This window comes from Alistipes sp. D31t1_170403_E11, assembly GCF_015553985.1.
GTDB classification, from domain to species: domain Bacteria; phylum Bacteroidota; class Bacteroidia; order Bacteroidales; family Rikenellaceae; genus Alistipes; species Alistipes montrealensis.
Genome location: NZ_JADNHQ010000001.1, coordinates 244,598 through 265,794, shown reverse-complemented (window position 1 = coordinate 265,794; position 21,197 = coordinate 244,598). Strand labels below are relative to the sequence as shown.

At 47.6% G+C, this 21,197-nt stretch carries 14 protein-coding genes and 1 tRNA gene; 1 reads left to right on the top strand and 14 read right to left on the bottom strand.

Annotation, left to right across the window (positions count from 1 at the left end; all coding sequences use genetic code 11):
* Positions 1-82: 82 nt before the first annotated feature.
* The 10 genes from I2E69_RS01030 to I2E69_RS00985 all read right to left on the bottom strand — a co-directional run bounded on the left by I2E69_RS01030 (position 83) and on the right by I2E69_RS00985 (position 16,031).
* Positions 83-622 carry an ORF6N domain-containing protein gene (locus I2E69_RS01030; protein WP_195458293.1) on the bottom strand — a complete coding sequence of 180 codons (540 nt, stop codon included), beginning with the start codon at positions 620-622 and terminating at the stop codon, positions 83-85.
* Between the two features lie 11 nt (positions 623-633).
* Entirely contained in the window at positions 634-1,848 is a 1,215-nt protein-coding gene (locus tag I2E69_RS01025; RefSeq protein ID WP_195458292.1) for a site-specific integrase, read from the bottom strand.
* A gap of 589 nt (positions 1,849-2,437) precedes the next feature.
* The gene (locus I2E69_RS01020) at positions 2,438-3,028 is read right to left on the bottom strand and encodes a hypothetical protein (RefSeq protein WP_195458291.1); all 591 of its coding nucleotides are present in this window, start codon (positions 3,026-3,028) and stop codon (positions 2,438-2,440) included.
* Positions 3,018-4,064 carry a phospholipase D-like domain-containing protein gene (locus I2E69_RS01015; protein ID WP_195458290.1) on the bottom strand — a complete coding sequence of 349 codons (1,047 nt, stop codon included), beginning with the start codon at positions 4,062-4,064 and terminating at the stop codon, positions 3,018-3,020. The genes I2E69_RS01020 and I2E69_RS01015 overlap by 11 nt, the downstream gene beginning before the upstream one ends.
* Positions 4,065-4,074: 10 nt before the next feature.
* Entirely contained in the window at positions 4,075-5,298 is a 1,224-nt protein-coding gene (locus tag I2E69_RS01010; RefSeq protein ID WP_195458289.1) for a hypothetical protein, read from the bottom strand.
* A complete protein-coding gene (locus I2E69_RS01005; protein WP_195458288.1) occupies positions 5,295-10,625 on the bottom strand; it encodes an AAA domain-containing protein in 5,331 nt (1,776 codons plus the stop codon). Before I2E69_RS01005 ends, I2E69_RS01010 begins: the two co-directional genes overlap by 4 nt.
* A gap of 298 nt (positions 10,626-10,923) precedes the next feature.
* Positions 10,924-13,605 carry an ATP-dependent RecD-like DNA helicase gene (locus I2E69_RS01000; RefSeq protein WP_229095313.1) on the bottom strand — a complete coding sequence of 894 codons (2,682 nt, stop codon included), beginning with the start codon at positions 13,603-13,605 and terminating at the stop codon, positions 10,924-10,926.
* 104 nt (positions 13,606-13,709) lie between these two features.
* Positions 13,710-14,363, bottom strand: a complete 654-nt coding sequence (locus I2E69_RS00995) for an IS1 family transposase (RefSeq protein ID WP_195458286.1) — start codon at positions 14,361-14,363, stop codon at positions 13,710-13,712.
* 193 nt (positions 14,364-14,556) lie between these two features.
* Positions 14,557-14,629 (bottom strand) — tRNA-Lys (locus tag I2E69_RS00990).
* A gap of 103 nt (positions 14,630-14,732) precedes the next feature.
* Positions 14,733-16,031: a glycoside hydrolase family 2 TIM barrel-domain containing protein gene (locus I2E69_RS00985; RefSeq protein ID WP_195458285.1), complete on the bottom strand. Its 1,299-nt coding sequence runs from the start codon at positions 16,029-16,031 to the stop codon at positions 14,733-14,735.
* 51 nt (positions 16,032-16,082) lie between these two features.
* On the opposite strand from I2E69_RS00985, the gene I2E69_RS00980 reads away from it, so the two are divergent.
* Positions 16,083-16,535 carry a type I restriction enzyme HsdR N-terminal domain-containing protein gene (locus tag I2E69_RS00980; RefSeq protein ID WP_195458284.1) on the top strand — a complete coding sequence of 151 codons (453 nt, stop codon included), beginning with the start codon at positions 16,083-16,085 and terminating at the stop codon, positions 16,533-16,535.
* A 26-nt stretch (positions 16,536-16,561) separates the two neighbouring features.
* On the opposite strand, the gene I2E69_RS00975 is transcribed toward I2E69_RS00980, so the two are convergent.
* The 4 genes from I2E69_RS00975 to plsY all read right to left on the bottom strand — a co-directional run bounded on the left by I2E69_RS00975 (position 16,562) and on the right by plsY (position 21,171).
* Positions 16,562-17,302 (bottom strand): LytR/AlgR family response regulator transcription factor, encoded by a 741-nt coding sequence (locus tag I2E69_RS00975; RefSeq protein WP_195458283.1) that lies wholly within the window; start codon positions 17,300-17,302, stop codon positions 16,562-16,564.
* Positions 17,295-18,365: a sensor histidine kinase gene (locus I2E69_RS00970; RefSeq protein WP_195458282.1), complete on the bottom strand. Its 1,071-nt coding sequence runs from the start codon at positions 18,363-18,365 to the stop codon at positions 17,295-17,297. The genes I2E69_RS00975 and I2E69_RS00970 overlap by 8 nt, the downstream gene beginning before the upstream one ends.
* A 283-nt stretch (positions 18,366-18,648) precedes the next feature.
* The gene (locus I2E69_RS00965) at positions 18,649-20,349 is read right to left on the bottom strand and encodes an AMP-binding protein (protein WP_195458281.1); all 1,701 of its coding nucleotides are present in this window, start codon (positions 20,347-20,349) and stop codon (positions 18,649-18,651) included.
* A gap of 120 nt (positions 20,350-20,469) precedes the next feature.
* The gene (plsY, locus tag I2E69_RS00960) at positions 20,470-21,171 is read right to left on the bottom strand and encodes a glycerol-3-phosphate 1-O-acyltransferase PlsY (protein ID WP_195458280.1); all 702 of its coding nucleotides are present in this window, start codon (positions 21,169-21,171) and stop codon (positions 20,470-20,472) included.
* Between the last annotated feature and the right edge of the window lie 26 nt (positions 21,172-21,197).

The following is a 21,197-nucleotide window of genomic DNA, read 5'->3' as shown; positions in this document are numbered from 1 at the left end:
AGATTTTGTATTCTAAACAAGTCAGAATATAACGAAAAAAGCCGCCCTAAAATTGCAGGACGGCTATTCGTTTGAGTGCTTGCTATTTCGGTTTGCGGGTGATCGTATGCTTTACTTTCAGCACGACAAGGTTGCACTCGATTGTCGTTTCGGACTGCGTGGTTTCAAAAGCATCGTCCAGCAAATCGCTGATGATGCGACTGCTTTTCTCGGCAAGTCCTTCTTGCAGATGCGGGTCGGCAGGTTCTTGCAACGCCGACATCGTGCGGGACAGTTCTTTCACCTTTGCAAAGGTTTCGATAATCCCGATTGTCGTCTGCGTGGCAACAGGCGATTTCAGGATCGTCGCCAGCATATAAAGTCCCTTTTCGGTAAAGGCTTTGGGGGCATAGCGGACCTTTGCGGATTTTGTGGTCGAAATTTTCGACCGCAAATCGTCCCATTCTGCCGGGGTAAGCTGGAGAATGTACCCGTCCGGGAATTTGTCGGGGTTGTTCTTGATCGCTTCGTTTACGCGCTTCGTTTCGACGCCGTAAAGGGCTGCTACATCGCTGTCGAGAATCACCTGACACTCCTGAACAACGATGATTTTGTCTTTGATTGCTGTCTGAACTGCATCCATAATATAGTAGTTTATTGGTAAAGAGTTTGTATCTGCTGCGTCGCGTTATTGAGCGCACTGATGTCGTTGATGATTTTTTCGGGAAGAACACGGGCGTAATGCTGGGTCATACGCATATTTGCGTGTCCCATCGTTTTGGCGATGGTGGGCAGCGGAACGCCGAACGACATGGCAGTAGTGGCATAGGTATGCCTTCTCATGTGGAATGTCAACCGCTTGTTGATCCCGCAGCGCTCGGCCAACTCTTTTAAATAGGTATTAATATGCTGTTGTGTGGAGCGGGGTAGTACCCACTCACCAGGCAGGGTTTCGTATTTCCTGATGATGGACATAGCAAGGTCCATGACCGGAATAATCGAAAGAATGTTCGTTTTCTGACGCATAATTTTAATCCACATCTTCCCGTCGTCGCCCGTGGTGATATTACTCCGTTTGAGGTTCATGGCATCGACGAACGCCAATCCGGTGAAGCAACTGAATACGAAAAGGTCTTTGGTCGTAATCAGCCGGTTCTCGGTAAAGGACTTTTGAAGGATAAGTTTAAGTTCATCCACCGTAAGGAAATTCGGGTTAACAGGGTCGAATTTGATTTTATGGTCGGCAAACGGGGCTGCTGAAAGCAGCCCCGTTTTGATGCAGATTTTTGTGACGTGCTTGAAAACCTGCATGATTTTCTGCACCTGATTGTTCGATATTTTGTATGTCGTAAACAGGAAATCGGAAAACCTATCGACGAACAGCGCATCGACTTCCACGGCACACATATCCGAACGGCGGTACTCGGCCTTGATGAACGCTTCTACCCGGTCATAGACGAGGGTGATTCTTTTGTACGTGGAGAGCGAACGACAGACGCCGACCATATCCTTTTGGCGCTGCTTGTATTCCGCAAAAACGCCCAAAATGGTATTGGTGGAATCGGTTAATCCCAGAAAGCTGTTTTTTACTTGCTCGGCGGTTACGAAAGTCCTGTTTTGCAGTAACTCGTAATAGGTCATTCTGATCTTCGCTTCGAGGTTGTGCAGTTGGTTGTTGATGTTTGATACGCCTTTTTCTTTGACTTTCTGCGATTTACGATCCCATTCCATCGTGAGCGGGTCAATGGCTAACTGCGTGTAGAACTGCGTAGCCTGCTTGTTTACCGTTATCCGCCCCATAATCGGGAGTAACCCGTTCTTTTTTTGCTGCATTTTGAGGTAAAAAAGGATGCTGAATGTGTTTTTCATAGTTCTGTTTTTTGGTTACGAATGTAGTTTGATAAATGGTATAAACGACTGACAATCAAATGACAACTAACGGACATTTAAGACAAATTGTAACCAAAAACAGGGAAAAATCGCAACCAAAATGGTTTTGGGAAAACTGGTTACGATTTAGGTATGCAGTTTTGTCGCACTTTGACTACCTGCTGCCGTAACCAAACAAAGAAAAAACCCTTGTAGTACGCTTACTACAAGAGTTTTACAAAAAGTTGGTCTTTGTTTGACACTTGGCTGACGCCCTTCTGTATCAACTTTTGACCCCATCTGTACCCCCTCAGGGAATTGTAAATATTAGAGGGTGTGTATTGTGTATCAGTATATTATGTCAAGTCTTGAGTCTTTTGGGTCACGAATATGTATCGCTCTTTTTCCCAATTATTCTTCCTATGTCTATGTGTAAAAGTATGTAATTATTTTTATATTTCCAAATTTATGTTTGTATCATGAATATTAATCTAATAATACTGCAATCGAGTAGATTGGAAATAAATACGGAGAAATTGATTATTTAAATACCCTTCTTTTATTATGCCTATTTATCATAACATTCCCTTTACGAATGAAATAATTCCGGAATATCTCGAGTCGGTGAATATACGATATCCATTTTTTCTGTTCCGGGAATTGGTCGTCGTATATCCGGTTCATAGCTATTGTAGTCTACGTAGATTATGGATGCATTGAAATCTCTCCCGAAAATGGCTGCCGATGCCACCATTGATTTTTTTCCTCCGGTTATGTTGATTGCATAATCGGAACCAGGATTGAAGGCCATTTGTTGTTTCAAAGTCTCGTATATCGATGCGAATGACTCGTCGGGCAATTCGATCCTCGTAAAACCTTCGTCGAGGAATCGGGGTAGATAGCGCAGGTTGTCTTCATTGTACGTCACTTCTCGATCATGAAGAATTACGTGCTTTCTTGGGTTCAAAACTTTTTCTGCAAGGATGATTGGCTCAGGCGTATAACCTAACAGCGAAAAAAGTACGTCTACGGGCTTTCGCTGCCATTTTGTCCTTTGGACGAACTGGTCTATCACTTCCTGAAAAAGTTTCTCGAAATAAAAATGACGGGCTTCAATGAATCGGCCTTGTTTATTCATCTCTTTCCATTCGAGCACGTGATTGTCAAAACTATTTTCCATTTTTTGTGAGTTGTTTGATGCGTGATAAAGCTTTGTTCCGTTGATCATTGTTCAGGAGACATCCGAGTTCGAATCCTGACGTAAGCCCGGAGCGGCCGTCAATGTTTGCCGTGAAGAGGATACCGTCTTTTTCCGAGAGGACGCATTTGGAGTGGTTATATGGAAAAGGGTGGCAGATTCGTTGAAATAGGGCGGTGCCGAGCAGTTCTTTAAGTTGTGTCTCCGTCCTTTTGACCTTCTGCGGCTCGGCTTCATTGTTGTAATATAAATGCACGTCAACTCCTCTCTGAATTGCCGCCTGCAATGCGGATTGGAACTCCGGCAATTGTTTTACCTGGTTGAATGACCATGAGACAATCATAAGTTCGTGCTCTGCTGTCCGAATAATGTCGATGATCGAATTGTAAAGTGTCCGAACACGGCAGGCTGCCAGGTTGGTCTGCGTTCTCGAGGCTGCCGTCAATCGCAGCCGGCTTGTCGTGCCCACCTTGTCGAATGTGTTGGCAGGCAGTGGGTTCTCCGACCGGAGATAACGGTATTGTTTCCCGTCTTCCGACAGTTTTATGTCGGCGCCCGTAAACAGCTTGTCGAAAACGAACTCCATGTCGGCGAGCTCCTGACCAGACAGATCGATTCCGCTTTCGGGATTTCCGTAGAGGCTGTTGGGAGTGTAATTCGCACTCATTAACAATCCGGCAGCGCCGTCGCACAGGAGAAATTTTGCATGAAGATTGTCGTTGCAACGGACATGAATGCCATTTCGATGCAACTCATGCAGGTTGGGAATATGAGGATCCGTTTCGACTTTGGCGTAGCGAGCCGAAGTGTCCGACCTATTTTCATTGCCGGACAGATTGGACAGGATGAAGATCGCCACGCCGCGTTTTGCCGCTGCGAGAAGCACTGTGTGGAATTTCGGATCCTGAAAGAAAAAATTACCGGTCTTTATATAATTTTCAGCTTGGTCGATAAGTTGAAAGATCCGATCGGTCAGTTCCGTCGATTCCAAGTTGTTGAAATAGAAGTTTTGGTCCATTATTGCGTCGCTAATTAAGTATAAAACGTGCACAATCTATGTGCTCCAGTTCGTCGAGGCGATTGAGCCGTACCATCAGTGCCCGCCAGTCGGGATATTCGGTGTTTACAATTTCGGCGAATTCTCCGATGGGTTTGTCAGTCCAGTCTTTCCAATGGTCGAGTAGTGAGCAGAAATCAACGATGGGACTCAGATCATGACGGATGGAGAATCGCACCCGGCCTTGGGGGAATACGGGAAACTCGATGTATCCCCGTCTACAGTCATCTACCATAAATTGGGGATTCGCGCACACTCGAAAGAGGGATTCCGTCAGCTCTACTATGGGAAGTCCGGTTGTTTTGGCATATAGCATCTTGACTACAGTATCTCTCGGAAACGAATAACGTTCAGCCAAAATATTGTCCCATCCATCATTTTGGGATGAGACGGCTGTTTGTGAAATCTCTTCGCTGTCTTCGACGCTGAACCCGAGGTTGGCCACGAATCGCCATTCCTTTTTTTTGTTACATATCATATGGATGATATAGCGCGCAGGAGATCCGAGTGCTTCGCAAGAAATGGATTCGTTTCCATACACCAGTTCCTTGACGATATTTCCTTCTGCGTTCACATAATAGAGGGCAAAAGCGCCTATAAGGAACTTTTTGTCGGTGGAGAGTACTTCGAAATTATTTCCGTCGGGTTCGAGGCGCAACAGTTGTAATGTTTTGGTACGTCTTAATTTTTTCAGTAGTTTACCAAAAGGTGCGCCATCGAGTTCTGGATCGATTGGGAGGTGGGCCGAGATGTTGTCATCCCAGTTGTGAAGTTTCCGCTCAGTTCGATAAACAACCTCTGGGAGCAACTCCAGATTTTTACCGTCTACGAGAAAACTACCGGTTACTCTTACGGTCGGACGGCTGTTGGGATTGATGTATTTTCTTTGGGCGTCTTCAGATAGAACGTAGACATCTTCGTGTAATCGGAGCATTTCTTGATCCCGCAGGAATCTTATGCAACGTTTCAGTAATTCGAGATCGAAACCGATAATGCGCGCAAAATAGGGCAATGTCTCTAACCGAGGATCGACTTCAACGTATTGGAGTATCGCTCGATAGATGGGAAAAAACGGATCCGAATCGAAACTGTCGTATCCGACATGGACCACATATACCGGGAACGGAATGGTATGATAACCGATCAGCGTTCCGTTTCTCGTTTCGACATATCTTGAAAAATCCTCCTCCTTCATCTTTTGTCGAGATTGAAAACAACATATTTATCGCACATTCGATATATGGTGCCGGGATATGACCTTCCGACAACGGCGCGCAGGGGAAAATTCCGGATCACTTTGCCGAATACGCCCTCGCATTCGACGACAAGGTATTTGGGATGCTTGTCGTCGATTATTTTCATCATTACCCTTTGCCCCTCATGGTGGGAACGTTGAAAATTCGCATAGGACCGTTTGTCGAGTGAGCATTTTTTGCCCTCGGTTATGAACAGCGGGAGAGAGGTGGTTCCGTTGAGAATCGAGCGTAGAAAATCGTCCCGCGAAACGATTTCGAGTGCAAGAGAGGACCCGTCTTCGAATTCCATGATCATCTGGGTTTCATTTTCGTCGAGCCATTCCGATAGCTGTCCCGTGATATTTCTGATCAGACCGTCGGTGATCTGCCGTGCGATTGGAACATCCGGGAGGTATTCGAACTGCGCCCGGCCGTCGTTTTCTCCGAATCCGATGAATTTCACATCTATGAGTTCCGACGGTTTGGAGTATTTCGCCAGGGCGGGTGTCTTTCTCAGTTTGAACCATCTGCGATCGCCGCCGATTATTATGGGAAAAACAGCGAAATCGGTATCGTACTGCCACTCGCAGTTTTTGAATACATGTCCCGGTCGGATACTTCCTTCCTGAACATGCTGACGCAAAAGGTCCAGCGACGTCTTCGCGGCGGTCTTATCCTGCAACGTCTTGAGCATTCTGAATACGCTTACAGGACTTGGACCCTGGTTCGTGCCAATAATCGCCTCGGAATGGGCGTATTCCGAACAGAGCGTGCGGAGATTGCCTATGAGAATGAGTTTCTTTTTGGCGCGGCTAAGCGCGACATTCAACCGGCGCATGTCATCGAGAAAACCTACCGTTCTACCGTCCTTTCTCACGGCGAATGCACGTACGAATGACAAGACAACGATATCGAACTCGCTGCCTTGTATCGAATCGACGGTATAAACGCAGTCGTAAAAAGGTGTGTTTGCGAGTTCCTGTTGCAGTTTGCTCCGTTGACGGCGGTACGGTGTGATGATGCCTATCCGTAGTTCCGGATTCCGGGAGACGGCATGCAATAGTTTCGGTAATACCCGCTCTTTGAAAATCAAGATTTCCCCGGGGTTGTACCAGCCGTTGCCCGGATTGCCCGCCTCGAACGCAATATTGCGGCCATCGGCTTTTTCGGCGGTGGTCGTGTCGATGAATGTTACGGCTTGGCCGAATGATTCGAGATCGCACATCTGCAATTCCGTCCCCCGGCCGTTGCGCAACTGTCCGTCGTAAAAGAGAGTGGAAATATAGTCTCCTATTTCGGGATTCATTCGATACTGGAAATTCAGCAGCACCTTGCTCTCTTCGGGGAAGTGTTGGGTTTCACGCAGGAAATCTTCGAAGAGCGAGGAGCTTATTGCATTTTCCACCTCCTTCTTGGATAGGTGGGAATTGGCCCCCAAAAAATCAGAGATCTCCTCAGAATCTATATAGGGCGGAAGTTGTTTTTCGTCACCGACCAGTATGTATTTCTTACCGAGCTGCATTGGAACAGTCGTTTCCGCCAGATTCGCTTTTCCGGCCTCGTCGATAATTACCGTGTCGAAAACGATGCCGCTTTTGAGGAGTCCGGCATCCATGCCGATACCGATGCAGGTGCCCATTACTACATTCAAGCCCCGGTAATGGCGGGCATCGTTGAATACCTTTGCGCCGTCACCCAATTCTGACAGGCTCCGGTGGAGTTGGCTGATGATCTGCAGGATTTTCGGAGTATTCCCCTGGTTGTGCCGTTCGAAGTCGTCGCACAGATCTGCGTGTTGCTTCAGGAATAGTTCCTTGGATGACGAGGTATAATCGCAGTTTCTTAAAAAGGTCTCTTTGATCGCGGGAGCGTTCTGCGGAGCTTTAGCCAGCATGCTGAGGAGTTTTTGATTTTGTTCAAGATACCTGATATGCTCCTGCAGATCATCGGGAACCATCGTCTCCTCGATATCGATATTCCCGATTTTGAGCCGATCGTCGCCGCTGAGCCGCTCGTAGATGTTCCTGACGGCGGAGTGCGCCTGGCTGCATACCAAAACTCTTTCGTTCCTGATAATAGACAGTTGCTTGATAATCTCTATAATGATCGAGGTTTTACCGGTCCCCGGAGGTCCTTGGATCAGGAAAATATCGTGGTTGTTGACCGCTTTCCTGATTGCCAGCGGTTGGTTGTTGCCAGCTTCTACGGAGTTGAATTTTTCATCGAAGAAGGTCAGGTCCATCGCTGGTTCTGGAGCCGTAAGGGTGCCGTTGTTCAGTTTTTCGAAGATGTCGAAATTGTTGTACCCGTGCACGAAATTGTCGATTGACCCCTGCTGCATCTTGAGGTGCCGGGTACCGGGGCGGCGTCTTAGCTCGAATCCGGATCGCCGGAGCGAATCCAAGTCGAGATGGCAGTGGAAAAAACTCAACAGATACCCCTGCTTTTGTGGGGTTTCCTGCAGCAAACCCTTTACGGTTTTGTTTGCAACCTGGATCAGGACATGACAGATATCCGAATCGTTCTCGGAAAACAGCACAGAGCAGTCCGCCGATCCACCGGGAATGAAAAGTGCCGTCGGATGGTTGGCTAATAGGGAGGTGTCGATGCGGGCTACTCCGGCATTTACGTTCACAACATGGTCCTCGTATAAAGCGTTTTCCCGATCTTCCTGATAGCAGAGATACTTTTTGAGTGTGATGTATTCCACTCCCGCTTTCTCTTTGAGTGTCCGGATTACTTGCTTAAGTCCGGGAAGAATCCGAGTCGCAACATCGAACTGCCGGAATATTTTGAGCCCGATGGCTTCAAAATTGTCACCGATGTAAAATTGCTCGTGAAGGAAGATATTCCGTCCGCATATTGAAATGGCCTTTCTATTGTGGTTCAGCAACCATTGTGCATTCGATTTGTTCCTGTCGTGGGAAAATTCGTTGATCCGGAGGCTGTTTTGCAAAACCAGAATTTCGATAACAAGGTCGTATCGGTCGTATAAGATGATTCTAGTTCGTCCCTCTTTGTCTATGTATGAACTGAGCCAAAAATTGTTTTCCCTGAAATAGTTTGGTTGGTGACGTAGAAACAGAGCCAAATCAGGGGTGGAGTCCGTGTTGTAGGTGAGGTGCAGTTCGTGTTTGATGACATTGATGTTTCTGCGCGTGATGTGGGGACAGTGGAACAGAGTCCATTCCACTACAGTCCGGTCGGCATCGTCGATAACGGACAGTTCTTCGTGTGTCAAAAATGATTCGATGCTTTCTGAATCCACGTCGGGAATGCTCTCTACTCCATCCTTCGGGAGTTCTTGGGCAAATTCCGAAAATGCGAACGGATTTTCCGAATTCTCAATAAGGCAGACATTTAGTTCGGATGCAGTGTTGTCCGTAAGATTGCGGGCGGAGATGTAACCGTACCGGCCGTTTACGCCGATGATAACGGCGAGCGGCGTTCGGGCCAGTACGGTGGCCTTGTAGAGAACGTTTTCGTTGAGACACTCGCAGAGGTCGTCGCTTTTGAGAAGTTCCGTTGCGTCGTATCCCAAAACTGCGAACTCCTGCGTATGCCCGAAACGGGATAGGATGCGGATTTTGTTCGACGGCGCCTTCCCTTCCCGGATGCGCTCCATTACGGACCGGGCGAATGGAAGTGCGATTGGACTTCCCTGGAAGGTAATATTGCGGGACATGAGAATGCCCTTCTGAAAATTGGAATCACCTTCGAAGATTATAAGGTCGGGATTATTCCGAGATTTATGGCTCTCCGCTGTCTTATCAGGAGCGAAGAATGACCTTATCATCGCATCTTTTCGATTGTCGGACGAGATGCACCCGTGGCTCAATCGGATTTCCCGGGTATACGGATTGTACCCAATGATTTTGAAGTCGATCGTTTCACCCTGGCGGGAACTCAGTCCTGGCTCGCTGCTCAGTCCGTAAAGACCATTTTCTAGAAGGATCCGGGTCTCGCCTTTTTCATTGGGTTCCGTTACGTTTCCCGTGATTTCGGAGCCGATTCGGATGTCGTTCCACGGATTCTTGCCGATTCGGCGGATGCTTGCTTTCAGAATTCGCTTTTCCGGATTCCAGACCACGATCCGGGCTTTCAACCGTTCTCCCGGGTGAGGTATCTCGGTGGACTCTAACTCTTCTGCAGATTTCTGCCATGACAGTTCGGAGAGGGGAATTTCGCCCAAAAGTCTAAACTCATCGTCCGTGACGATTTTGACGGATCTGACGTTCCGTTCGAGCACGATAACGGGAAGCAATGCGCCTTTGGCGATGGGACCATCTGCCAAAATCCACGGATCGGGAGTGCATGCCCGAATGCTTCCTAGCAAACGGTGATTGAACTTGTCGATATCCGTAATGGTGATTCTGAGCGTGTTTCCGACCGTCAACCAGTCGACGGCTGATTTCGTTCGGGGCCATTGCAATTCATCGGGAGGAATCAGGGTTTCGACCCCTTCCTCAAACTCCGCCCAGACGCCTCGCATTCCGTCGAATCCGACCACGGTTGCCGGATGCGACTTTCCAGGCACGTAGCGCTCGTCTGTTCCATCCCAGATTACGGACAGGCGTTTGATCAACGGCAACGTACTCAGCTCGATTTGTTTTTTGTCCATATTCACATCCAACACTACGACTTGGATCGGGCTGGATTTCGAGGCCGAGGCTTTCAACGTTTCATATTGACGGCGAGTCATCTCCGAGATATGGAGCAATCCCTCCATTCCAGGCACTAACTCGATAAAAACTCCGAATTCGACTACTTTCTTGACGGTGCCTTCTATGATGCTCCCGCGTTCCAGACTTTCTGCTATCGTCTCCCATGGATTCGGGATGCATTGTTTGCGACTCAAGGTGATTTTACGCTTGTTCCCATCCTGTTGCAAAGCGAGCACCTTTACACGGACAGAATCACCCCGTTTGAACATTCTTCCGAGATCGTATACCGGTCCCCAGGCCAATTCTGTTTGGTGTACTAGTCCAGATGCTTTACCGATTCGGACAAAAATCCCGTAACTTTCAACTCTGTCGACAATTCCGTCGTATTCTTTTCCTAAACATAAAGCTTCCGGGGCCGGAGTTGTTACTTGTCGATCATACTGGGGTGTGGTAATATGGCGTTTCGGATTTCGGAGAATCTCGGGAACAAGAGTTCGAAGTATATTTTCGGATACCTCATGGTCTTTTTTAAGCGGAATATGTTCCCCTGTGGCCTGCTCTATCTGTGCCTGAATCGCTTGAAGAGAACATTCCTTATATTTTGCCAACTCGAGTAATGTCATTGTACTATCGGTATGGAGTGACAGAGAGCCGATTGATTATGCTCATGAATTTCATAAATTCGTATAAAAATACGCATCCTATCCCATTTGACCAAATAAAAAAGAATAAAAATTGTTATTTTACGGATGTTTCTACATCTCTTTTCTATCTGATGAGGATTGTGGATTCCTTTGTAGATAAAACCGCATGAAACCTATTGAGTATGTGTCTTTGCATCCTGGTGGAGTACATATATTCTCGGACATTTGTTGTTTTGTGTAAGTATTCGTATCCTTAGTAAAATTTAAAAAAAAATAGTTATAGATTATATTTTGATTTTAATAATGATATATCTTTACTATTTGATTTGCATGTAAGTTCTTCTAATACCTTCTTTTCTGTTTCAGGTGTCCAATATATTTTTAATTTTTCTTTGGCTCGGGTTATGGCTGTATATAATATGTTATGTGTAATCAATTCTTCGATTTCATTCGTAATTACAACCTTAACTGAATTATACTCCAATCCTTGTGCTTTATGGATTGAAACTGCGTAAGCTATTTGGAATGGGACGACGGTATCTGAAGATTCATCGTCATCATCTGTACTTTTAAGCCGATTCACATTGAATCTGATAATGGAATTTCCAGTATCGCTTATTCCGACTAGTTCGAAGTCGAAATCATCAGCATCCAATTCGTTTATGGAGACATCAATTATTTCGATGTCAAATTGTATCACGTCTTCGGATTTTTCAATCCGTACTATTCGGCCTTTCAGGTTATTGTAAATTATTGGTGCAAATCGATTACTCTCATTGAATAGAATAGGATCTCCGACTTTATAGATTTGTACACCCCATTGTATGGGGGTATGATTATTACAACTCTGCAAAAAACGATTGATATTGTTTATTCCATATAAACCATCATAGTTTAAGCATAGGATAATTTCATCCTCCTCCGATTGTTCGAAAATGGATTCATTCAATGTAGTAGAATAGTCATTTCTAGTAATATGCTCTAAAATATCCGCTTCGATATTCCTGATTTTACTCCAAAGAGCCAATAAATTTTGATTCTTACTTCGATATGGTTGCTCTAAAACTGAAATTGCCGATTGGGGTACAACTGCCTTTGCGACACCAAACCAATTTCCAAAGAGAATCGATTCGATCTGGAAAATATCGCCAACTAAAATCAATAATTTGAATGTTGCAGCATTTAATACATCAAGCATGTCTTTATTGCTGACCGTGCTACATTCATCAATAAATAATAAGTCACACGTTGTATCGCGATTTCCGTAGCTAAGAAATTTGGTGATGGTTTTATAAGTACAATTTGCGGCATTGACTTTTCTTTTTAGATTGTCGACTGCCGGGTTTGTATTCGCTAAATAGATTTTCTTCTTATCGTTGAAAAAATTTGATATATGATTAATCATGGTAGATTTTCCCGTTCCGGCCGATCCGTATATTAGGGCAACTTTGGAACTCGTGAACATTATTTTTAAAGCCTTTTTTTTCTCATCACAATCGATCAAATAAGTTGATGAACGTAACCATGCATCAACTGAATTTGTATAGTTATCAATTCCTTTAGTGGAAAGTTCTTTGATGTGCCGAATTATGTTGATCGTATCTTCTTCATATCCTCTTATATAAATATTTCCGAGGTATTTCTGAACTAGTCGATGTTCATGTTTAGGAAGATATAAGCTATCGTTATATTTTTGTATTAGTTCATCTATATGTTCAAAATAAACTACATCTTTTTCTGTCGTATATAACTGTCCTTTTATTTCGATATTATTCCGTATGAATCGAGCAAATAATTCATGCTCCCGATCGGTGTTGTCAATACATTGAAATAGGTCGGAGAGTTTTGGATTATGGTTGATCAGAGATGTGTTAAACGGAATCGTATCAAAAGGGGTGCAGCCGTATTGAAGATGTAATCCAGACAATAAGTTGCAGCATTCGGCATTATATTGTTGTTTTATAATTTTGTTGTTCAATTTGTAAAGTAGATATCTTATAATGTTATATCCTGATTGTTTAGATTCCGATAATTCACGACATCGATCCAGTATTTGCAGGAAATGTAGACTTTTAGCAGTATGAGCGATTTGAACTTTTACTGATTGATAATAATCAATGGAGGAATCTATGAATTCAATCAGGTTTAATCCTGTTTGTCTTAGAAATTTCATTATTTCTGATATTTCATTAGTTCCGCCCAATTTGGGATGAGGTCCGAAAATATCAGCAAAATTATTTAATTCACAAGGTCTGATTGAGACTTCCCATTCATCAATAATCTGGATAGGCATCTTTTTACCAAGAATCCGTATATTGCTATTGCTTATTTGAAGTTTTACAGCATAATTAGTCAATATATCACATTTAGTAAATGCAATGAGCCGGTCAAACTTACTTGTCCTGTCACTAGCTAGCGTAAAGGTAACTTCATAGTATATTTGCCCATTGACAAAGAATGGTCTGGTTTTCTGTATATAATATCTATCCTTATAAGGATCTGTGGTTCTTAGGTAGGGAGGTTGTTGCAGTTGAGCGGCTATTTTTTCATAATACTCTTTCAGAACTGTATCTGTATTAAGCGGAAATTCCTCGATATTCTCGAGAACCTTCAAGCTGTGGATTGATCCCAAATAGGATTTTATTTTTAATAAATACTCATAATATTTGAGCATTAACCGTTCGGAATTCTCTGGAGCGAGCGTGTAATGCGACGCCGTAATTTGTAAAAGTTTATGAAATTTAGAGAGAAAATTTAAATCTCCTCTCGTATGTACAAATTGATTTGCTCGTTTTATATTATCATAGGTTATATCAATGTCATGCCCATTACTAAACGCTTTTAAAGCTATGTGTTCAACAAAGTTTCGAAGCTGAGATAATATATTCTGGGACAAAAATCCCCGATCACTATTATGGAATGTTTTTATATTAGCACAAATTACATTATTGATATTCATAATGTACGCGTCAACTTTTTCCATAACAGTGATCTTTGGAATTAAACTTAAAAGTTACTAAATATACAAAAAATATAGGAAAATAGCCGTTGTTATATTAAATATTATCCCCAAAAGTAAATTTTAAGTATTGCTGTCAATACTGCCATACTTCGACTAAAGCAGATTGTTTTGCGTGAAAGGCGCTTGAGATGCGTGCGCAATGTCAGATTATGCCGCTCGATGTGATTAGTTCCGTAGAGCGATGTGCGATGAATGGAGTGGTCAATTAAAGATTTGTAGTTGCGTAACCGATCCGTGTATATGCGTTTCGCTTCGGCTATATGGAGGGTTTCGGTTACAACGCTTAAAGTGGAGTTGGTTCTTGCTCCGATATTGAAACTCACAACCTCTTTGGATTTACGGTCCAATGCATAGGCGATCCATATGTGATTTTGTTTCCGCTTGATAAAACTCTTTATCTCGTCTACTTCATAGATGCGGTGCTTCACAATAGGGGGATGTGAAATTCGCTTTCCAATGTGTATTATGCGTTTGAGAAGGGTGGTGGCAGAAATCTGTAAAATCCGTGCTGTACTTCGGATGCCTGTACCTTCTTTGGTGTAAAGAACTATTTTCTCGTCCAATTCGGGTGAATAAGCATTGTACGTATATTCTTCCTGTTGTTTCCTATGACAGTGTTTACATTCGTACCTTTGAGTGCCGTTGGCTTGATGCCCGTCTTTTTTACACTCGTGTCCGCAAAATTTGCAAGTCATTAGCTCCTAATCTGTAACATGAAGCCCGGTAAGTCCGGACAAAAAATCATTTAACTCAGTTTTCGGGGTGCAAAAATAATAAAGACGACTCTAAAGTCGTCTTTATTAAGAGAGATTTTTGAATCATTGGTAATGATTTCCAGTTTATTATAGGATTGTCCCCTAAACTGTTACATTACCGTCTTTTGCTTTGTACCCCCTCAGGGGCTCGAACCCTGGACCCCAACATTAAGAGTGTCGTGCTCTACCAACTGAGCTAAAGAGGCATCAATCTTTGTGATTGCGGTTGCAAAGGTAGCTATAATTTTTATATCTCCAAAAAAATGCTGCAAAATTTTTGAAAAAATTATCTCTTTTCGGCCTTGGGGGTTATTCCAGCGCCAGTTTGTCGCTGTTCCACTCGCCGCCGGAATCCGGATATATGAAGGGCCGGGAGTCGCCGAAACGCTTCATATTCAAATAACTTTCATAGAGGTTAATGCCGTTCGCCGACTGTGTAGCCAGCGAGAAGGCGACTACCGACGGATGGCGTTTGGTCGTATGGTAGCTGTTCTCCGCGCGTTCGAGGTAAGCCGGCTTCCAGATGGGATCGTTGGACGGGTTGCCGCCCTTGCGGCGCGACTCCCCGCTGCGGCGGGTGTCGACAGGCGCTTGCGCGATTACGTAGAGCCCCTGTATGTCGCAGAAATTCAGCAACGATTCGGGCACGGGACCCGGCAGTAACTTGAGCGCGTTGAAGCCCTGTTCGCGCAATGCTGCAATTTCATTCTCGGTGATCGAGGGCGGAACTTCGCGTGCGCGCAGCGTTACGGGACGCGCATTCAGGAACATTTGGCTCTCCTGCATCTCCACCGAACGGAACCCGAGCCGGAGTTCCAGGTATTCGGCGTAGCGGCCTTCATGCTGGGTTCTGAGCCGCAGCGTGTACTGGGTCGGCAGTTCGGCATTCCATAACAGGTTCGATGGGATGCGGGCCAGGAACCGCAGCGTGTCCTCGCGGCGCATATCGAGGGTAACGTCTTTATGACCGGCTGCGGCGTTTTCGCCCGTGGGGGTGAGCAACTGGTAATGAATGCGGGAACTGCGCGCATTGAGGGCGTCGCTTTTCACGACGACCGCAATCTCGGCCGTGGCGTTGCCGTCTTCGGCGATCTTGGTCTTGGTCAGTACGTCTCGTATGCGCAGGGTCGGCTGGCTCATCAGCCAGGCTCCGCCGATGGCGGGCGAAGGAGCTTCTTTCCAACTTTCGAGCGGCGCTACGGCCGACGGTTGTGTGAGAATGACTTCGAGCGTATTGCGGCCCTCTTTAGCCTGTTTGGTGATGTTGAACTCCGACGGATCGTTCCCGTCGGCATTGTAAGCTACCGGGCGTCCGTTTATACGCACCTCGTAGTCGCCCGATGCCCAGCCCAGGTGGAACAATACCTGCCGGTTGGCCCATGCGAACGGTACGGTGAACTGCGTCGAGAAAATGTTGTCCTTCAGGTTCCACTCCGTCAGCCGCGTGAAGTAGCGGGTGTCGCCTCCGTCGGCTGCCGTGGCCGCTTCGGCCGAGGGATAAACGAGGATTTCGCCGCGCGGCAGTTCGCGCCCGTAGGACGGCGTGTACTCCTGTGCGCAAAGCCCGCAAAGGGAAAAAAGCGCTATGGTCGAAAGGATAGTCCGCATAAGTTCGTATATTTGTCCTCCGTAAAGATACAGAAATTTTTCGATACTACGATGTCCGGGCTTCCCAAACTCAATTTTCCTGCCATCCGGCTGCGTGCTCGCCGCCGAGGCGACAGCGTGGAAGTCTGGGATTCGCTGCGGGGAATTTACCTCGTGCTGACTCCTGAGGAGTGGGTCCGGCAGCACTTGATCGCTTACCTGGCGGAGCATTGCGGCGTGCTGCCCAAACGTATTGTCCAGGAGTATGCCGTGGCGCTCAACGGCCAGCCCCAGCGGGCCGATGTCGTGGTGGTGGGCGACCGGGCCGAACCGGTGCTCCTGGCCGAGTGCAAGGCTCCGGGCATCCCGATCAACAGCCAGACACTTGCGCAGGCTGTGCGTTACAACTCGGTGCTCGGGGCGCGTTACATCATCCTGACCAACGGTCTGAGGCATTATTGCTGCGAATACCGTGACGGGGAATATGCCCAGTTGACCGGTTTTCCCGACTTCTCCGGCGAATAGCTTCCGGATGCGGCCCGGGCAGTCCTTTACAGGTTTTTGAAGTTCTTGTCGATATATCCCTGAAAGGTCTCTTTGTAATTCTCTCCGATCGGCACGTACTCCATGTCGTTCAGGAAGATGCGCCCTTTGACGTAGGCCCTGATCATGCGCAGGTTGACGATGTACGAACGGTGTACGCGCATGAACAACTCCGACGGAAGCGCCGTTTCCATGTTCTTGAGCCGAAACAGCGTCGTGATGGTCGTTCCGTCGGCGAGGTGCATGCGTACGTATTCGCCTTCGCTTTCGAGATAGACGATGTCGCTGATTTTCACCAGCGAGACCTTGTAATCGGCTTTTACCGAGATATATTCCTTGTCCTTGGGCAGCGCTTCGGATTCTCCTTCCTGCGGCGGACGCTGGTTGTGGCGGAGTTCGTAGAGCGAGTTGGCCTTGGCTGCCGAACGATTGAAGTCGGCGAAACTGAACGGCTTGAGCAGGTAGTCCACCGCATCGAGCTTGAACCCTTCGACGGCGTATTCCGAGTAGGCCGTGGTGAAAATGATCATCGGCCGGTCGATCAGCGTGCGGACGAAATCCACGCCGTTCAGGTCGGGCATGTTGATGTCTACGAAAATCAGGTCCACCTTCTCTGTTGCAAGCATCTGCTGCGCTTCCAGGGCGTTGTTGTATTTCGCGACGAGTTCCAGGTAGGGAATCTTCGAGATGTAGTTTGCAAGTTGACGCAGAGCCAGCGGCTCATCATCGATAGCGATACATTTAAGCATGGAGCGTCGGGATTACGAGTTTTACGGTATAGGTTTTTTCTTCCTCACGGATTTCGAGCGAATAGTTTTTCTCGCCGTAGATCAGTTCGAGGCGTTTGCGGACGTTTTCCAGCCCGATACCTGCGGGGTGTTTGACGCTCTGTGCAGCGTGGCGGCTGTTGGTGAGCGTGCTGGTTACCCGCCCGTCGGCGTATTCGATCGTGAGGCGGATGAACGACGGATGGTTGTAGCTGACGCCGTGTTTGAAAGCGTTTTCGACGAAGACGATCAGCAGCAGCGGCGGGATCGACAATTGCTCGGGCAGGTCGTGGGGATACTCCACGCGAATGTCCATGTCCTCGGTGTAGCGGATGCGCATCAGTTCGATGTAGTTTTTCACAAACTGTATGTCGCGGTTCAACGAGATGATTTCGCGGCCCGATTCGTAGAGTACGTAGCGCATCATCTTCGAAAGCTCGATCACGGCGCTTTTGGCCGACTCGGAGTCGATGTCGATCAGTGCGTGGATGTTGTTGAGCGTGTTCATGAAGAAGTGCGGGTTGATCTGGTATTTCAGGTAATCCATTTCGGCCTGCAGGTTCTGCCGCTTGAGCGTCTCCATCTGCTGCTCGTCGCGCATCGACTGGTATATCAGTTTGATTCCCGTATTGGCTCCGGTCATGAAGAACCCCAGCACCACACTCCAGTACATCTCCAGGTTGGAGAACGACGCCTTGCGGTAAGCGTCGAGGGCTTCAGGGTCGGCCTGCGTGAGCAGATGGTCCGAAAGGTGGTCTTCGTAGATCTGCACCAGCCAGAATACGCTGATGATCAGCGCCAGGTTGCTCAGCAGGTATTTCCCGTATTTACGCCTGAGCATGTAGCGCGGGGCGATGATCGCATTGTGGATGATGAAAATGATCAGATAGGGGGCTATTTGCCGCCAGGCGATCAGCACGTTCTCCAGGTTGACATGCATCTCGGACATCATCTGCGAGTTGAGGACGGGGACCAGGATGATGGCCGCCCAGACCATCAGGTAGAGCAGGTTTTCGCCTATGGCTTGTTTTTTCTGGATTTTCATGCCCCAAATATAGTGAAAGTTGCGGGCAAAGCCAAACTTGTTTGGGCTTTGCCGTGACGCCTCCTATGTTCTGTAAATATAGTGAAAGTTACGGGCAAAGCCAAACTTGTTCGGGCTTTGCCGTGACGCATTCTATCGAACGCAACACCCCGGCTCTCCAAGAGCCGGGGTGTGAAGAAAGCAGGTAACCGTACTAATTAGTGACGCCTCATTGTGTTAGAATGGATTCAGTGACTATGAAGAATTTTGGGATAGAGAATCCAATTGGTTACCTGCCTGTGCCTTATTTGTTTAAGAGCGACGGTTCGTATAAATAACGCTTGATGCTTCGTTTCGGGGTCTTTTCGAATTCGGTGGGGTAGATCGTGATGTCCGAGACCCGTTCGTAGGAGGCCAACTGCGCATTCAGTTCCTGCAGGTTGTTCTGCATGATCTGCGGCAGTTCGGCTTTGTCGAGGCCTTCTGCCTCGGCCTGTTCGTAGTCGGGAACCACCAGCGCCTTGATCTTGCCGTTCCCGGCGTCAAGCACCAGCGATTCGAGTACCATGTACATGTTGTTGAGTTTGTCCTCGATCTCTTCCGGATAGATATTCTGTCCGTTGCCCGAAAGGATCATGGTCTTCGAACGTCCGCGGATGTAGAGCGTACCGTCGGGGTCCATCGTGGCCATGTCGCCCGTGTGGAGCCATCCGTCCTCGTCGAGAACCCTTTTGGTGTCTTTGTCGTTCTTGTAATAGCCCCGCATGACATGCTCGCCGCGGACGAAAATTTCGCCGGCCACCTGTTGCGGGTCGGACGAATCGATCTTCACTTCGAGCAGCCCCTTCAGGTAACGGCCGCACGAGCCGGCTTTGAACTCGTTGTCGGGCGTAAAACTGATCAGCGGAGCGCATTCGGTCATGCCGTAGCCGATCGTGATCGGGAAGCGAATCTTCATCAGGAACGATTCGGTCTCCTGGTTCATCGGTGCGCCGCCGACGATGAAAATGCCGACGTTGCCGCCGAAGGCGTCCATCAGTTTTTTGCGGATCACCGAGTAGATGGCCGAGTTGAGCAGCGGAATCTTCATGGCGATCGACATCGGGCCCTTCTCCAGCATCGGGAGCACCTGCTTGCGGTAGACCTTTTCGAGAATCATCGGTACGCAGCAGATGATCGTGGGCTTCACGACAGCCATCGCTTCGAGCAGGATCTTCGCTGCCGGAATCTTACCCAGCAGGGTGATGTGCCCTCCGACGGCCAGCGGCGCCAGGAAGTCGAAAGCGCAGCCGTAGGCATGCGCCAGCGGCAGGAACGACAGCGTGCGTCCGCCTTTCTGGAAATAGTGCTGCCCGGTCTGGGTGTTGACCATCGTCATTGCGAACACCACGTTGCCCGTGAGGTTGTTTACCGTGAGCATCACGCCCTTCGAATAGCCGGTCGTCCCCGAAGTGTAGTTCAGCAGGATGACTTTGTCGTTGGGGATTTCGGGGTACTTGATGTCGTTTATGCTGAAGCCGCGCGGATATTTTGCACGGTAGTTCTTGACGATGTCGCGCTGAAACTTGGTGAGCGACTTGCCGTCGCGCTCGTATATCACGTGGAAATCCGTCAGCGAGAAGACCGCCTCGATCTGCTTGATCTGGTCCTCCTCGATCACGTCCCAGAAGTTGTCGCCCAGAAACAGCAGGCGGCTCTCCGAATGGTTGACGATGTGGATGATGTCCGTCGGGGTGAAATCCTGGAGGATCGGTACGATCACTGCGCCGTACGTGATGGTTCCTATATAGGTAATGCACCAGCGGGGATTGTTGCGACCGATCAGCGCGATCTTGTCGCCTTGCTTGATACCGGCTTTCTTGTAGAGCAGGTGGAGTTTTGCAATCTCCTTGGCCATTTCATAATACGAAAACGTCTCGTCCTTGAAATAGTCGGTCAACGCCGACATTTCACGGTTTTCGCGAAAACTTTTTTCGTATATTTTCAGCAGGTTTTCCTGTAACATAAGACTTGCTTTAGGTCCTTATTGCGGCGCAAAGATAACGCAAAAATTTAGTTTGCCGTATGTCGGCCGCGAAATTTATCCTTTTTTGCGGATTATTTCTACCAAAAGGGTGGTGGAATACTACTTGGGACGGTTCTCGTTTTCTGTTTTTTTCGGCTTTTCGTCGTCTATCTTTATGCGCCGCGGCTTCCAGATGAAGGTTTTGGATTCGGTCCCCGTTCGCAGGCGTTCGATATTCTTGCGATGGGTGTAAATCAGCAGGATGGCGATCACGAACGAGAAGACGACGAAGGGAACCGACCCGTTGACTTTCGGGGAGATAAGCGTAAAGACCGGGAAACAGCAGCCGGCGATTATCGAGGCAAGCGATACGTAGTGTGAAACCATCAGCATCACCAGCCATACGCCGAAGCACAGCAACGCCACGGGTGGATAGATCCCCGTCACTGCGCCGACGAGCGTTGCGACGCCCTTGCCGCCGCGGAATCCGGCAAAGATCGGGAAGATATGTCCCAGCACGGCGGCGAATACGGCGCCGATCTTGAGGTTTATGAGGTCGTTCATGCCGATCAGGTCGTCGTACTGCATCAGTTCGATGATCGTTACCGCCACGAAACCCTTCAGGAAATCGAGCGCGAAGACCGGCAGGGCGGCCCGGCGGCCCAGCACGCGGAGCATGTTGGTCGTGCCGGCGTTTTTCGAGCCGTGTTCGCGGATGTCGATGCCGTAATATTTCTTGCCGATCCACACGGCGCTCGGAATCGAGCCCAGCAGATAGGCGATGATAATCATGGTGGTAGCCGTATAAATCGTCAGAATCATCACTTTTGCACGTTAACTTGTTAATG